The 14,277-nt window shown below is 74.0% G+C and carries 13 protein-coding genes and 1 pseudogene; 8 read left to right on the top strand and 6 right to left on the bottom strand.

Annotated features, from left to right (window positions below; genetic code table 11):
- Positions 1-118: 118 nt before the first annotated feature.
- Positions 119-1,153, bottom strand: a pseudogene (locus tag E1283_RS05175) (alpha/beta fold hydrolase); the annotation flags it as partial.
- A 116-nt stretch (positions 1,154-1,269) separates the two neighbouring features.
- On the opposite strand from E1283_RS05175, the gene E1283_RS05170 reads away from it, so the two are divergent.
- From E1283_RS05170 to E1283_RS05140, 7 genes are all read left to right on the top strand, one after another.
- A complete protein-coding gene (locus tag E1283_RS05170; RefSeq protein ID WP_132816668.1) occupies positions 1,270-2,091 on the top strand; it encodes an alpha/beta fold hydrolase in 822 nt (273 codons plus the stop codon).
- A complete protein-coding gene (locus E1283_RS05165) occupies positions 2,091-2,672 on the top strand; it encodes a TetR/AcrR family transcriptional regulator (protein WP_132816667.1) in 582 nt (193 codons plus the stop codon). The genes E1283_RS05170 and E1283_RS05165 overlap by 1 nt, the downstream gene beginning before the upstream one ends.
- A 150-nt stretch (positions 2,673-2,822) precedes the next feature.
- Entirely contained in the window at positions 2,823-2,915 is a 93-nt protein-coding gene (kdpF, locus tag E1283_RS05160; protein WP_132816666.1) for a K(+)-transporting ATPase subunit F, read from the top strand.
- A complete protein-coding gene (gene kdpA / locus E1283_RS05155; protein ID WP_132816665.1) occupies positions 2,912-4,573 on the top strand; it encodes a potassium-transporting ATPase subunit KdpA in 1,662 nt (553 codons plus the stop codon). Before kdpF ends, kdpA begins: the two co-directional genes overlap by 4 nt.
- On the top strand, positions 4,570-6,705 hold the full coding sequence (gene kdpB / locus E1283_RS05150) for a potassium-transporting ATPase subunit KdpB (RefSeq protein WP_132816664.1): 2,136 nt from the start codon (positions 4,570-4,572) through the stop codon (positions 6,703-6,705). Before kdpA ends, kdpB begins: the two co-directional genes overlap by 4 nt.
- A 9-nt stretch (positions 6,706-6,714) precedes the next feature.
- Positions 6,715-7,299: a potassium-transporting ATPase subunit KdpC gene (gene kdpC / locus E1283_RS05145; protein ID WP_132816663.1), complete on the top strand. Its 585-nt coding sequence runs from the start codon at positions 6,715-6,717 to the stop codon at positions 7,297-7,299.
- Positions 7,299-8,417 carry a universal stress protein gene (locus E1283_RS05140; RefSeq protein ID WP_132816662.1) on the top strand — a complete coding sequence of 373 codons (1,119 nt, stop codon included), beginning with the start codon at positions 7,299-7,301 and terminating at the stop codon, positions 8,415-8,417. Before kdpC ends, E1283_RS05140 begins: the two co-directional genes overlap by 1 nt.
- On the opposite strand, the gene E1283_RS05135 is transcribed toward E1283_RS05140, so the two are convergent.
- The 3 genes from E1283_RS05135 to E1283_RS05125 form a co-directional block, all read right to left on the bottom strand.
- A complete protein-coding gene (locus tag E1283_RS05135; RefSeq protein WP_132816661.1) occupies positions 8,414-9,277 on the bottom strand; it encodes a transferase in 864 nt (287 codons plus the stop codon). The genes E1283_RS05140 and E1283_RS05135 overlap by 4 nt on opposite strands.
- The gene (locus tag E1283_RS05130) at positions 9,274-10,551 is read right to left on the bottom strand and encodes a glycosyltransferase family 4 protein (RefSeq protein WP_132816660.1); all 1,278 of its coding nucleotides are present in this window, start codon (positions 10,549-10,551) and stop codon (positions 9,274-9,276) included. The genes E1283_RS05135 and E1283_RS05130 overlap by 4 nt, the downstream gene beginning before the upstream one ends.
- Before the next feature lie 196 nt (positions 10,552-10,747).
- Entirely contained in the window at positions 10,748-10,960 is a 213-nt protein-coding gene (locus E1283_RS05125; protein ID WP_425086129.1) for a response regulator transcription factor, read from the bottom strand.
- Between the two features lie 364 nt (positions 10,961-11,324).
- Here E1283_RS05125 and E1283_RS05120 point away from each other — a divergent pair, with 364 nt between their 5' ends.
- Positions 11,325-11,915, top strand: a complete 591-nt coding sequence (locus E1283_RS05120; protein ID WP_132816672.1) for a DedA family protein — start codon at positions 11,325-11,327, stop codon at positions 11,913-11,915.
- A gap of 808 nt (positions 11,916-12,723) precedes the next feature.
- Here E1283_RS05120 and E1283_RS05115 read toward each other — a convergent pair.
- Both E1283_RS05115 and E1283_RS05110 read right to left on the bottom strand, forming a co-directional pair.
- Positions 12,724-13,641 (bottom strand): GlxA family transcriptional regulator, encoded by a 918-nt coding sequence (locus E1283_RS05115; protein WP_132816659.1) that lies wholly within the window; start codon positions 13,639-13,641, stop codon positions 12,724-12,726.
- Positions 13,638-14,195: a cysteine hydrolase family protein gene (locus E1283_RS05110; RefSeq protein WP_132816658.1), complete on the bottom strand. Its 558-nt coding sequence runs from the start codon at positions 14,193-14,195 to the stop codon at positions 13,638-13,640. Before E1283_RS05110 ends, E1283_RS05115 begins: the two co-directional genes overlap by 4 nt.
- Between the last annotated feature and the right edge of the window lie 82 nt (positions 14,196-14,277).

Below are 14,277 nucleotides of genomic sequence, written 5' to 3'. Positions count from 1 at the left end.
CGCCTCGGCCTCGTCGTTGGTCTTCTCGGTGAGCATCCGCTCGATGGCGACCTCGGTGGGTTCGAGGTCCATGCAGACGGCGACGGTGCGGATGACGTCGGGGGTGTGGACGAGCAGCGGGGCCGGCCAGGTCGGGGCGGCCGCCGCGGGAGACGACGGCGGCGGCGCGGGAGTCCGGTTCCGCGGCGGCCCGGAGGGCGGCGCCCGCGCCCGTGCTGGCGCCGAAGTAGCCGACGGCCAGGTCGGGGGGCACCGCGTCGGTGGCCCGGCGCAGCCGGGCGGCCAGCAGTTCGATGTCGAAGACGTTGGCCCGGTCGGGTTCCTCGGCCGGCGTGAGCAGGTCGAAGAGCAGGGTGCCGAGGCCGGCGCCGTTGAGCGCGTCGGCGACGAAACGGTTGCGTGGGCTGTGGCGGCCGCTGCCGCTGCCGTGCGCGAAGACGACGACGGCCGCGGTGCCCTCGGGGAGGGTCAGCTCGCCGGGGAGTCGCACGCCGTCGCCCGCGTCGACGGTGACTGCGCGGCGCTCGCCGCCGCGCAGGCAGTCGACGACCTCGGCGTCCTCGGTCTGCTCGAAGGACCGGTAGAACTGGCCGACCGAGAGGAAGTCGACCGGGGTCTCGGGGGAGACGAACTCGTCCGCGTCGCGGCCGATCCGGTTCCGCCAGTCGTGCGGCGCGACCGGGACCGCGAGCACCACCCGGTCCGCGCCGCGCGCCCGCGCGGACCGGCAGGCGGCGCGGGCGGTGGCGCCGGTGGCGATGCCGTCGTCCACCACGACGGCGGTGCGGCCGGCCAGCGAGACGCGGCCCCGGTCGCTCCGGTACTCCCTGGCCCGCCGGTCGAGCTCGGTCCGCTCCGCCGCCTCGACCTCGGTCAGCTCGGCCTCCGAGATGTGGACGGTGCGCACCACGTCCTCGTTGAGCACCCGCGCGCCGTCCTCGCCGATGGCCCCCATGGCCAGCTCCGGCTGGAACGGCACGCCCAGCTTGCGGACCACGGCGACGTCCAGCGGGGCGCCCAGCGCCTGCGCCACCTCGGCGGCCACCGGCACCCCGCCCCTGGGGAGCCCGAGCACCACGACGTCGCGCTTCCGCAGCCCGGCCAGTTCGCGCGCCAGCCTGCGCCCCGCCGAGATCCGGTCGTCGTACAGCATCCCGGGGCCTCCTCCCGGTCGGCGGTCCCCGGGAACCATGGAACCGCGATCGGGGTCCTTCGGCATCCGAACCGGCGGCCTCGACGTAAGGGTAACGACTGTTACCCTCATGTGTCGTGGCCCTCACCCGTCCCGTCACCCTGAACGGCACCCCGCTCTCGTACGTCGACTTCGGCGGCCCCGGCGCCCCGCTGCTCGCGCTGCACGGCCACTTCGGCCGGGCCCGGGGCTGGGCCGCGCTCGCCGCCGCGCTGGCCCCGGGGCACCGACTCCTCGCGCTGGAGCAGCGCGCCCACGGCCGCGCCGAGCCCGTCGCCGACGTGCGGCCGGACGCCTACCTCGCGGACGCCGCCGGGTTCCTCGACCACCTCGGGCTCGGCCCGCTGCCGGTGCTCGGCCACTCGATGGGCGGCGCCGTCGCCTACCGGCTGGCCGCGCGCCGCCCCGACCTGGTGACCCGCCTCGTGGTGCTCGACGCCCCGGCCCGCAACGAGCCGCCCGTCCTCGACCCGCGCCCCTGGCCGCGCCGGGCCGCCACCCTCGCCGAGCTGCACCGACTGCTGGCCGAGCGGGTCGGCCCCGTCACCGGCTACTTCCTGGAGAACGCCGTCGAACACCCCGACGGCTGGGGGCTGTTGTTCGACGCCGACACCCTGCTGCGCTCCCAGTGGGCGCTGCTCGGCGACTGGTGGCCGGACTGGCTGGGCTCCGCCTGCCCCGCGCTGCTGCTGCACGGCGAGGAGTCGACCGTGTTGCCCACCGCGCAGGCGGAGGAGATGGCGGCACGCCGGCCGCACACCGAGCTCCTGTCGTTCCCCGGGCTCGGCCACTGGCTCCACGACGAGGAACCGGCCGGGGTGGCCAGGGCCGTCGGCGCCTTCCTCACCGGGCGGCACGGCCTCACCGGGCGGAGCGGCCTTGCCGGGCGGAGCGGCTAGTGGCCAGGCCGGCCGACCCGGCGCGCCGGCGCCGCCTCACGGACGAGATCATCGACCGGCTCGCCGAGACCGGCTTCGCCACCTTCTCGCTGCGCACCCTCGCCGCCGCCCTCGGCCGCTCCACCCGCGTGCTCACCCACCACTTCGCCGACAAGGACGCCCTGCTGCGCGCCGTCCTCGACCGGCTCGACGAGCGGCAGCACCAGGCCCTGGCCGCCACCCCCGGCTGGTCCGACCCGGCCGTCGGCATCGGCTCGATCGTCCGCGACTCCTGGGACCGGCACCTGAGCGAGGACGAACTCCCCAGGACCCGCCTGGTCCAGGAGATCGAGGGCCTGGCGGCGGCCGGCCGGCTCCCCGGCCACGTGCCGGCGTTCGTCGCCGGCCGGGCCCGCTTCGTCGCCCGGGCCCTGGAGCTGCGCGGCCTCGACCCGGCGGACGCCCTGGTCAAGGCCACCCTGCTCAACAACGCCTACGCCGGCCTCCAGGCCGACCGGCTCACCACCGGCGACGCCGACCGTACCCGGGCCGCGCTCGCCGTCCTCTGCCGGCTCGCCGACTCATGGACCGCCGGAAGGTAGCCGTCCGTTCGGGTGGATCCCCGCGCGTGGCCGCCGGGGCCCCACGGACCGGCCCAACATGCTGGTCCCCATGCCCGACCTGGCCTACATCGCCCTGACCATCGTCTCCTTCGCCCTGCTGGCGGCGGTCGTCAAGGGGGTGGCGGGCCGGTGACCTTCGAGAACCTGGTCGGCCTGGTCATCGCCGTCACGCTCGGCGGCTACCTGGTGGTGGCGCTGCTCTTCCCCGAGTGGTTCTCATGAGCGACGCGCTCGCCGGCCTGCTGACCATCGGCGTCCTGGTGCTGGCGCTCGCCGCCGTCCACGTGCCGCTCGGCGACTACCTGGCCCGGGTCTACCGTTCCGAACGCCACCTGCCCGTCGAACGGTTCGTCTACCGGCTGTGCCGCGTCGATCCCGGGGCCCAGCAGCGGTGGACGGTCTACGCCCTCTCGCTGCTCGGCTTCGCCGCCGTCTCGGTGCTCCTGCTCTACCTGCTGCTGCGGCTGCAACGCGTCCTGCCGCTCTCCCTCGGCCACTCCGGCCTGCCGCCGTCGGGTGCGTTCAACACCGCGGTCTCCTTCGTCACCAACACCGACTGGCAGTGGTACTCGGGCGAGGCCGTGATGGGCCAGCTCGCCCAACTCGCCGGCCTGGCCGTGCAGAACTTCCTCTCCGCCGCCACCGGCCTCGCCGTCGCCGTCGCCCTGATCCGCGGCTTCGTCCGCGAGGGGACCGACGAGATCGGCAACTTCTGGGTGGACCTGGTCAGGTCCGTGATCCGGGTGCTGCTGCCGCTCGCCTTCCTGAGCGCGCTGCTGCTCGCCGCCTGCGGCGCGGTGCAGGACTTCGCCGGCGCCCACACCTTCACCACCCTGGAGGGCGGCGACCAGACCATTCTCCGCGGCCCCGTCGCCTCCCAACAGGCCATCAGCGTGCTCGGCACCAACGGCGGCGGCTACTTCAACGCCAACGCCGCGCACCCGTACGAGAACCCGACGGCGCTCAGCAACCTGCTCCAGACCTTCCTGATGCTGCTGATCCCCTCCGTGCTGCCCCGCACCTTCGGCCGGCTGGTCGGCTCCCCCCGGCACGGTTGGGTGCTGTTCGCGGTGATGGCCGTGCTGTGGACGGTGGGACTCACCCTCACCACGGTCTTCGAGGCGACACACCACGGCACCGTGCCCCGCGAGGTCGGCGCCGCCCTGGAGGGCAAGGAGACCCGGTTCGGCGTCTGGAACTCGGCGCTGTTCGGGCACTCCGCCACCGCCACCTCGTCCGGCGCCAACGACGCGTCGTACGACAGCTTCACCCCACTCGGCGGCGGCGTGCTCCTCCTCAACATGCTGCTCGGCGAGATCTCGCCCGGCGGCATCGGCGGCGGACTCATCGGGATGCTGGTGCTCGCGGTGCTCGCCGTGTTCATCGCCGGCCTGATGGTCGGCCGCACCCCCGAATACCTCGGCCGGAAGATCCGGCAGCGCGAGATCACCCTGGTCGCCCTCTACGTGCTGGCCATGCCGTTCGCGGTGCTCGTCGGCGTCGGCCTGGCCCTCGCCTTCCCCGGGCCGCGAGAAGCCATCCTCAACCCCGGGCCGCACGGCCTGACCGAGGTGCTCTACGCCTTCGTCTCCGCCGCCAACAACAACGGCAGCGCCTTCGCCGGCCTCACCTCGGGCACCACCTTCTACAACACCGCCCTCGCCCTCGCCATGCTCTTCGGCCGCTTCCTGCCCATGGTCCTGGTGCTCGCCCTCGCCGGCTCGCTCGCCGCCCAGCAGCGGGTGCCGGTCTCCAGCGGCACCCTCCCCACCCACCAGCCGATGTTCGCCGGGCTGCTCACCGGCGTCGCCGTCATCGTCACCGGGCTGACGTTCTTCCCCGCGCTCGCCCTCGGACCGCTCGCGGAGGGGCTGAAGTGACCGCCCGCCACCCCACGGGACACGGTTTCTCGCCGCGCCAACTCGCCGCGGCCCTCCCGGACGCGCTGCGCAAGTTCGACCCCCGGCACACCGTCCGCGCGCCCGTCATCTTCGTCGTCTGGATCGGCTCCCTCGTCACCACCGTCTCCGCCGTCGTCAACCCGAGCTTCTTCGGCTTCGCCATCGCCGGCTGGCTGTGGGCCACCGTGCTCTTCGCCAACCTCGCCGAGGCCGTCGCCGAGGGCCGCGGCCGCGCCCAGGCCGAGGCGCTGCGCCGCACCAAGAAGGAGACCGTGGCCCGCCGGCTGCGCCCCGACGGCGGCGAGGAGCAGGTGCCCGGCACCCAACTCGTCGTCGGCGACCGGGTGGTGGTCGAGGCCGGGCAGCTGATCCCCGGCGACGGCGAGGTGATCGACGGCGTGGCTTCGGTGGACGAGTCCACCATGACCGGCGAGTCCGCGCCCGTGATCCGCGAGTCGGGCGGCGACCGCAGCTCCGTCACCGGCGGCACCACCGTGCTCTCCGACCGGATCGTCGTCCGGATCACCACCTGCCCGGGAGAGGGCTTCCTCGACCGGATGATCTCGCTGGTCGAGGGCGCCAGCCGGCAGAAGACCCCCAACGAGATCGCCCTCAACATCCTGCTGGCCAGCCTCACCATCGTCTTCCTGCTCGCCGTCGCCACCCTCCAGCCGATGGCCGCCTACTCCGGACGCCAGCAGACCCTGATCGTGCTCACCGCGCTGCTGGTCTGCCTCATCCCCACCACCATCGGCGCCCTGCTCTCCGCCATCGGCATCGCCGGCATGGACCGCCTCGTGCAGCGCAACGTCATCGCCGTCTCGGGGCGCGCCGTCGAGGCCGCCGGCGACGTCAACACGCTGCTGCTCGACAAGACCGGCACCATCACCCTCGGCGCCCGGCACGCCACCGAGTTCATCCCGGCCCCCGACGTCGAGGAACGCGAACTCGCCGAGGCCGCCCAGCTGTCCAGCCTCGCCGACGAGACGCCCGAGGGCCGCTCCATCGTGGTGCTCGCCAAGAACGAGTACGGGCTGCGCGGCCGCGAGGAGGGCCGGGTCACCGGCGTCACGTTCGTGCCGTTCACCGCCCACACCAGGATGTCGGGCGTCGATCTCGACGACGGCCGCCGGATCCGCAAGGGCGCCTCCACCGCCGTCATGAAGTGGGTACGCGACCAGGGCGGCCATCCTCCCCCAGACTCCGTCCGGGGGGACCCCCACGGAGCAGACTCCGTCCGGGGGGACCCCCACGGAGCAGACTCCGTCCGGGGGGACCCCCAGCAAAAGCTTGGACTTTTGGTGGAGGCCATCAGCGGCGAGGGCGGCACCCCGCTGCTGGTCGCCGAGCGGCTGCCCGACCGGCCGGCCAGAGTGCTCGGCGTGATCCGGCTGCGCGACATCGTCAAGGCCGGCATCAGCGAACGCTTCGCCGAGCTGCACCGGATGGGCATCTCCACCGTGATGATCACCGGCGACAACCCGGCAACCGCCGCAGCCATCGCCCGCGAGGCCGGCGTCGACCGCTACCTCGCCGAGGCCACCCCCGAGGACAAGATGGACCTGATCCGCCGGGAGCAGGCCGGCGGCCGGCTGGTCGCCATGACCGGCGACGGCACCAACGACGCCCCGGCCCTCGCGCAGGCCGACGTCGGCGTCGCCATGAACGCCGGCACCATGGCCGCCAAGGAGGCCGGCAACATGGTGGACCTCGACTCCAACCCCACCAAGCTCATCGAGATCGTCGCCATCGGCAAGCAACTGCTCATCACCCGGGGCGCGTTGACCACCTTCTCGATCGCCAACGACGTCGCCAAGTACTTCGCGATCATCCCCGCCATGTTCACCGGCGTCTACCCGCAGCTCGGCCACCTCAACGTGATGAACCTGGGCAGCGCCCAGTCCGCCGTCCTCTCCGCCGTCATCTTCAACGCCGTCGTCATCGTCGCCCTGATCCCGATCGCGCTGCGCGGCGTCCGCTACCGGCCCACCAGCGCCGCCACCATGCTCCGCCGCAACCTCGCCGTCTACGGCCTCGGCGGCCTGGTGACCCCCTTCGTCGGCATCAAGCTGATCGACCTCGTCGTCCACCTGCTGCCCGGGATCCGGTGAGCCGCCGCCATGACCCGACACCTGTTCAGGCAGACCGCCGCCGGCCTGCGGATGCTGCTGGTCCTCACCGTGCTGCTCGGCGCCCTCTACCCGCTCGCCGTCTGGGGCGTCTCCCAACTCGCCTTCCACCACCGGGCCGAGGGCTCGCTGATCCACCACGAGGGACGCGTCGTCGGCTCCTCGCTGATCGGCCAGCGCTTCACCGGCCGCGGCTGGTTCCACCCCCGCCCCTCCGCCGCCGGCGCCGAAGGATACGACCCGCGTGCCTCCGGCGCCTCCAACCTCGGCCCCGACAACCCGGAACTCCTCGACCGGGTGCACCGCAGGCGCGACGCCGTTTCCCACGCCGACGGCGTCCCCGCGGCCGAGGTGCCGCCCGACGCGCTCACCGCCTCCGCGAGCGGCCTCGACCCGCACGTCTCGCCCGACTACGCCCACCGCCAGGCCGCCCGCGTCGCCGACGCCCGCGGGCTCGACGTGCGGCGGGTCACCGAGCTCGTCGACGCCCACACGGGCGGCCGCGTCCTCGGCTTCATCGGCGCCGAACGCGTCAACGTCCTCGAACTCAACCTGGCCCTGCTGGCGGCCTCCTGATGGGCCACGGCACCCTCCGCGTCTACCTCGGCGCCGCGCCCGGCGTCGGCAAGACGTACGCCATGCTCGCCGAGGGCCGCCGGCAGCGCCGCCGCGGCACCGACGTCGTCATCGGCTTCATGGAGGACTACGGCCGCCGGATGACCCGGCTGATGGCCGAGGGCCTGGAGACGGTGCCCCGCCGCACCCTGGTCTACCGCAGGACCCCGTTCACCGAGATGGACCTGGACGCCGTCCTCGCCCGCCGCCCGACCACCGCCCTGGTCGACGAGATCGCCCACACCAACATCCCCGGCTCGCGCAACGCCAAGCGCTGGCAGGACATCGAGGAGCTGCGGGCCGCCGGCGTCGACGTCCTCACCACCGTCAACATCCAGCACCTGGAGTCGCTCAACGAGGCAGTGGAGCGGATCACCGGCGTCCGGCAGCGCGAGACGGTGCCCGACGGGGTGGTCAGGGCCGCCGACCAGATCGAGGTCGTCGACATGTCGGCCGACGCGCTGCGCCGCCGGATGAGCGACGGCTTCGTCTACGGCCCCGAGAAGGTCGAGGACGCCCTCACCCACTACTTCCGAGTCGGCAACCTCACCGCGCTCCGCGAACTCGCCCTGCTGTGGGCCGCCGACCGGGTCGACGAGGCGCTGCTGCGCTACCGCACCGACGCCCACATCCACCGCCCCTGGGCCGCCAGGGAACGGGTGGTCGTCGCCCTCTCCGGCGGCCCCGAGGGCGAGACCCTGATCCGCCGTGCCGAACGGCTGATCTCGCACGGCGCGGGCGGCGAACTGCTCGCCGTCCACGTCGCGCCCGCCGACGGCCTGGCCGGCGCCGAGCCCGGGCTGCTGACCCACCAACGGGCCCTGGTGGAGCGCGCCGGCGGCCGCTACCACGAGGTGGCGGGCGAGGACCCGGCCGTCGGCGTGCTGGACTTCGCCCGCGCGCACAACGCCACCCAGATCGTCATCGGCGCCACCCGCCGAGGCCGGCTGGGCTCGCTGTTCCACCCCAGCGCCGCCACCGCCATCATCCAGGGCTCGGGCGAGGACTTCGACTGCTACGTGGTGACCCACGAGGAGGCCGCCCACGGCCGGTTCTTCCGCCGCGGCGGTGCGTCCTAGGAGGCCGGGCGCTCCACCCGGACGGCGAGGTCGTTGTCCACCGTGTAGTACGGCCGGACGGTCGCGCCCGCCACCTCGCACGCCGGGAAGGCGAACACCGCCTTCTTGTCCGTCACGTCGTCGAGCAGCCGCGCCACCTTCACCCGGGTCGCCCTGGGCGCCGGTCGGACCGACACGTCCCAGACGGCCGCCGCCTCCGCCGCCGGCGCCTCCGCCACCAGGTCATGGAGCGACATGGTGAACGAGAACGCCCCGCCCCCCTCGTCGCGCAGCTCCACCGCGTGGCGCGGCCCCCGCCGGCCGCCGCCGCGCAGCTTCAGCTGCCCCACGGCGCCGGCCGCCGGCTCGGCGCCGAACAGCCGGCCCCGCACCGACATCGTGCCCTCGGCCGGCTCCACCGTGATCGGGCCCGCCTCGGCGTGCGCCGGCCGCAGCCAGGCCCGCACCGCGAACCAGCCGTCCCTGGTGCGGTACGGCACCCGCACCGCCAACCCGTCGGCCAGCGCGTCCGGTTCGCGGCCGATCAGCGCCCTGGTGTCCCGCACCCCGGGCGCCACCCGCCGCCACTCGCCGTCCGGCGCGGCCCGCAGCTGGACGTCCCACCGGCCCTCACCGAGCGCCGGCTCGGGGGCGAGCACCGCCCGCCACCGGCCGGCCGGCCCCGCGGCGGCCAGCCGCAGCGGGCGGACCGCAGCCTCGTCCGGCTCCTCGCCCTTGCTCTTCGGGCGCGGCAGCAGCCGGAGCTCGGGCGCGACGGCCGACACGGGCAGCGCCAGCTCCACCGTCAACGCCCCGTCCGCCGCCGCCCGGCAGTCGGCGCGCGGGGTCTCCGTCACCACGTCCGTCAGGGTCTCGCTCATCGCCGCACCTTCCGCAGGCCACGCACCGTGGTGATCGCCGCCGCCATCGCCATGTCCCGCACCGTGTGGGCGCCGGCCCGCACCGTGTCCGTCAGCCGGACCGGGGCCGGGGAGCGGAGGCGGAGCCGGGAGCGCAGCGACCGCTTCCGCTCGACCAGCTCCGCCATCAGCCGCTCGGCCCGCTCCACCACCGGCACCGGGTCGAAGCGCCGCGAGTTCTCCAGCGCCGCCGCCCCCATCGTCCGCCGCAACTCGTCGTCGCGGATCAGCTCCAACAGGGCCCCGGCCAGCGCGTCCTCGTCGCCGACCGGCACCAGCCGGCCGTCGACGCCGTCCTCGATGATCTCCCGAGGGCCGTACTCGCAGTCCGTGCTGATCACGGGCAGGCCGCTGCGCATCGCCTCCACGATCGTCATCCCGAACGGCTCGAACACCGAGGTCACCGTCGCGATCGAGCCCTTGACCCACTCGCCGTCCATCGGCGTCGCCTTCCCCATCAGGAAGGCGTTGTTGTAGAGCCCGAGCTCGTGGATCAGGTCGTGCAGCGGCTCCTCCTGGTCGCCGTTGCCGTAGATCCGCAGCTGCCAGTCGGGACGCTCGGCCGCCACCCGGGCGAACGCCCTGATCAGCAGCGCGTGCCGCTTGGAGGTCACCAGCCGGCCGGCCGCCACCACGATCCGGCCCGTGGAGTCGGCCGGCGGAATCCCCGGCTCCGGCACGCTGTTGGGCAGCGCCTCGACCCGCACCCCGGGCAGCCGCATCCGACGCCGGTACTCGTTCGCGTCCGCCTCGCTGACGGTGGTCAGCGCGTCGAGCCGTGGATAGGCGCGGCGCAGCGCGTTGCGGAGCGCCGGCGGGTGGGTCTTGAGCGTCAGGTGCTCCTGACCGATCCGCACCGCGGAGCGCGGGGCCTGGAGCGCCAGCTGGACGTTGAGCCCGGGGCGGGTGCCGATGATCACGTCGGAGGTGAGCGACGCCAGGCACTCCTGGATCCGCTCGTCGGTCAACTCGCTGTACTGCGGATACCGGTACTCGGAGGCGGGGAACACCCTGGCCGGCCGCACGTGCCGCGGATGCTCCTTCTCCGTGCGCAGATCGACCAGATGGCGCATCGATACGCGGGGGTCCAGCGTGAAGTTGGCCACCTTCCGGTGCCGGAACACGGAGACGATCTCCACATCGTGACGCTCGGCCAGCGCCTCGGCCAGGTTGAACGTGGTCTTGATGGTTCCCCCGATCCCATAGCCGTTATGGAGGAGGAAGGTGATCTTCATGCCGACATAGACCTTCGGAGCTGATGCGCGGTTCCCCGCGCGGACGCGCCGCGACGCCCCCCACGGCTGTCGCCGGGGGGTGCCCCCGGCAGGGGGTTGGCGCGGTGCGCACACATTACCGCCACGTTGTGTGCCCGCGCGATTCCGGAGCGCAGTGCCGGGCGTTCGTTTCTGGGGAGGTCCGCCGCTTCCGGGGTCAGGAGTCCGGGTAGCGCAACACGGCGAGCACCCGGCGGCTGTGGCCGGTGCCGCCGGGCAGCTCCAACGTGTCGGAGATCGCGTTGATGTGCTTCTCGACGGCGCTGAGGGAGACGAACAGCCGCGCGGCGACGGCGGCGTTGGTGTGCCCCTCGGCCATCTCCCGCAACACGTCACGCTCGCGCGGCGTCAGCCGGCCCAGCGGATCCACGTGCGAGCTGCGGGCCAGCGCCCGCCGCGCCGCGCGTCCAGGAACTCGTCGACCTCCACCACCCGGTCTCCGGGTGGCGTGCGCGGATCGCCAGCGCGGCCCGCAGCCCCTAGGCAATCGCCCACCGACGCCGTCACCTCGTGCCCCGCCTCGTCCATGGCGCCACGCTGGCCCGCGGGGCGGACGAAGCGGACTGTGGTTCTCCGCACGGTGGTTTTGAGGTGGCCCCCATCAAACCCCACCGCAGAGATTTTGTACGGTCTTTACCGTGATCTATTCGACCGCACCCGTGTTACTGGCCGCCTCGGACGAGACGGCGGAGTCGGCGGAGGAGCTCGGCGGCATAGCCGGCTGGGCCACCGACATGATGGAGATGCTCGGGGCGCCCGGCGCCGGGGCCGCCATCGCCCTGGAAAACCTGTTCCCCCCGCTGCCCAGCGAGGTGATCCTGCCACTGGCCGGATTCACCGCCAGCCAGGGCGACATGAGCCTGTGGGCCGCCCTGCTGTGGACCACCATCGGCTCGGTGGTGGGCGCCATCGCCCTCTACTGGGTCGGAGCCCTGCTCGGCCGCGACCGGCTGATCGCCATCGCGGCCAAGCTGCCGCTGGTCAAGGTCGCCGACATCGAGAAGACGGAGGCGTGGTTCGCCAAACACGGCGCCAAGGCCGTCTTCTTCGGCCGGATGATCCCCATCTTCCGCAGCCTGATCTCGATCCCGGCCGGGGTCGAGCGCATGAAGTTGTCGACGTTCCTGCTGCTCACCACGTTGGGCAGCGCCATCTGGAACTCCCTGTTCGTGCTCGCCGGCTACCGGCTCGGCGAGGACTGGGAACGGGTCACCGACCTGGTCTCCGTCTACTCGAAGGTGGTCCTGGTGGTCGTCGTGCTGGCACTGCTGGCCTTCGTCGCCTACCGCACGATGCGGCCGGGGGCCGGCAAGCGGCGGGCCTGACCGGACGGGCGTGGCCGCCCTACCCGTCCCGGCCGCAGGCCGGGTTGCGGCCGTCGCCCGTTCTGCCGCTGTGCGGCGGTGGCTTGGTTCGGCTTCGCCGGACGGGTGGTTGGCCGCTGCGCGGCGGGCTTGCCTCCGGCTTCGCCGGGCGCGGTGCGGCTGTGCCGTGCCGGCCGGGGGCCGGGTTGTGGCCGTCGTTCGTTTTGCCCCTGTGCGGCGGTGGCTTGGTTCGGCTTCGCCGGACGGGTGGTTGGCCGCTGCGCGGTTGTGCCGTGCCGGCCGGGGGCCGGGTTGTGGCCGTCGTTCGTTTCGCCGCTGCGCGGCGGTGGCCTGGCCCGGCTTTGCCGGGGGCGGTGCCGTTGCGTAGCTGTGCCGGGGGCCGGGGTGCGGCTGTGGGATGTTGCCGCTGCGCGGCCAGCTTGCCTTCGGCTTCGCTGTCGGTGTGTGGTCGCGGGCTTTCTGCCGCTGCGCGGCGCGTGCCGGGTTGTTCCGGCCAGGGCCGGGTCGCGGCTCGGCCGTGCCGGCCGTTGTCCACCCGGCTTCGCGGTGCGGCGCGGCCGTACGGGGGCGTCCGGCCTGGGGCCGGGTGCGGTCGGTGGCGGGCAACGTGCCGCCGGCGCCGCCGCACCGCACAACGCCCGGCGAAGCCGACTCAGCACGCGCAGCGGCAGCAGCCGCAGAGCCAGGCCGCCGCCGCGCAGCGGCGGAACGCCCAGGGGCCACCACCCGCACCGGCCACGGCCGGGCCGTCTGCCCGAGCCGCGCGGAGCGGTCGGTGCCGCCGCGGCGCGAGCCGCTACGCGAGCCGCTACGCGCGGGCGCGGAGGCGGCGGAGCATTCTCGGGTTGTCGAAGCCGACGGTGCGGGCGGCCGTTTCGAGGGTCGCGCCGTGGCCGATCAGGTGCTCGGCGTGTTCCAGGCGCAGCCGCTGTTGGTAGCGGAGCGGGGTGAGACCACCGGTGGCGCGGGTGAAGAGGCGGGTCAGCGTGCGTTCGCTGACGTCGACCGTCGCCGCCAGCGTGGCGAGCGGGAGTGGTTCGGCGAACCGGGTGTCGATCAGGTCCTGGACCTCGTGCACCGTGTCGTCCAGGTGCGAGCGGTGTCGCAGCATCGCGCTGGCCTGCGGTTCGTGGCCGTTGCGGCGGGCGTAGACGACCATGTCGCGGGCCACCCGCGCGGCCAGCGCCGGGCCGTGTCGGACGGCCAGCAGATGCAGGGCGAGGTCGATGCCGCTGGCGATGCCCGCGGACGTCACCACCCGGTCGTCGGCGACGAACAGCACGTCGCGCACCAGCGTGGCCCGCGGGTTGCGGGCGGCCAGCGCGTCCTGGAGCTCGTGGTGGGTGGTGAAGCGGCGGCCGTCCAGCAGGCCGGCCAGGCCGAGCGCCTCGGCGCCCGAGCAGACGCTGGCCACCGTGCCGCCGGCCGCGTGGTGCGCGCGCAGCCGGGCCAGCCAGGCCGCGCTCAGCCGGGGGCCGCCGCGCAGGGTCGGCGCGCGCCAGCCGGGCACCACCACCAGGTCGTCGGGGCCGAGATCCGGCCGCTCCGGCCACGTGGTCTCCGCGGTGAGCGGGAGGCCCTGGGCGCTGACCACCGTGGCGCGCTCCGCGACGTAGCGCAGCCGGTAGGGCCGGCCGAGGCCCGCCGCGGTGGCGAAGACCTGGGCCGGCCCGGCGAGGTCGAGCAGGTGGACCTCGGGCAGCAGGACGAAGACGACGGACGTCACGAGGTCGATGTTGCCAGCCCGGCCGCCGCCTCGAGGTCGGCGACCGTGGTGATCTCGGCGAACCGGTCCCGGAGGACGACCACCGTCCGCTCGACGATCTCCGCGGCGGAGAGCCCGCCGTGCGGGTTGGTCGTCGTGGCGTCCGGGACGAGGACGACGCGGTAGCCGAGGTCGCTGCCCACCCGGGCGGTGGTCTCCACGCACTGCTCGGTGCGGATCCCGCACAGCACCAGTTCGCGCACGCCCGCCTCGGTCAGCAGCTGCCCGAGGTTGGTGGTGGTGAAGGCGTTGATGGACGTCTTGCGCAACACCGGCTCGCCTGGGGCGGGTTGGTCCAGTTCCGCCATCAGCCGGACGTGCCCCTCGGCCGGATCGAACACCCCGCCGGTGCCCGGTTCGGTGTGCAGCACCCAGACGACCAGGTCGCCGGCGGCGCGGGCCAGCCGCACCAGCCGGTTGACCCGGTCGGCGACGTCGGGGTCGGCGATCTCGGCCCACTCCGGGCGGGCGCGGAAGGACTCCTGGACATCGATGACGATCAGTGCTCGCTTCATGTGCGCCAGTCTGACCGGCGCCGACCCCGGCCCGGCAGGCCCGATCAGGGCCGGCCGCGGACCGATCCGGTCAGCGGCCGGC

The organism is Streptomyces hainanensis (genome assembly GCF_004348415.1).
GTDB lineage: Bacteria > Actinomycetota > Actinomycetes > Streptomycetales > Streptomycetaceae > Streptomyces > Streptomyces hainanensis.
This window is presented reverse-complemented; position numbering and strand designations above follow the sequence as displayed.

What these genes read in the sequence shown, in the direction of transcription:
- E1283_RS05140 (WP_132816662.1), top strand. Translation starts at nt 7,299, where the DNA reads ATGGGCCACGGCACCCTCCGCGTCTACCTCGGCGCCGCGCCCGGCGTC.
- kdpC (WP_132816663.1), top strand. Translation starts at nt 6,715, where the DNA reads ATGACCCGACACCTGTTCAGGCAGACCGCCGCCGGCCTGCGGATGCTG.
- E1283_RS05110 (WP_132816658.1), bottom strand. Translation starts at nt 14,195, where the DNA reads ATGAAGCGAGCACTGATCGTCATCGATGTCCAGGAGTCCTTCCGCGCC.
- E1283_RS05130 (WP_132816660.1), bottom strand. Translation starts at nt 10,551, where the DNA reads ATGAAGATCACCTTCCTCCTCCATAACGGCTATGGGATCGGGGGAACC.
- E1283_RS05135 (WP_132816661.1), bottom strand. Translation starts at nt 9,277, where the DNA reads ATGAGCGAGACCCTGACGGACGTGGTGACGGAGACCCCGCGCGCCGAC.
- E1283_RS05120 (WP_132816672.1), top strand. Translation starts at nt 11,325, where the DNA reads ATGATGGAGATGCTCGGGGCGCCCGGCGCCGGGGCCGCCATCGCCCTG.
- kdpA (WP_132816665.1), top strand. Translation starts at nt 2,912, where the DNA reads ATGAGCGACGCGCTCGCCGGCCTGCTGACCATCGGCGTCCTGGTGCTG.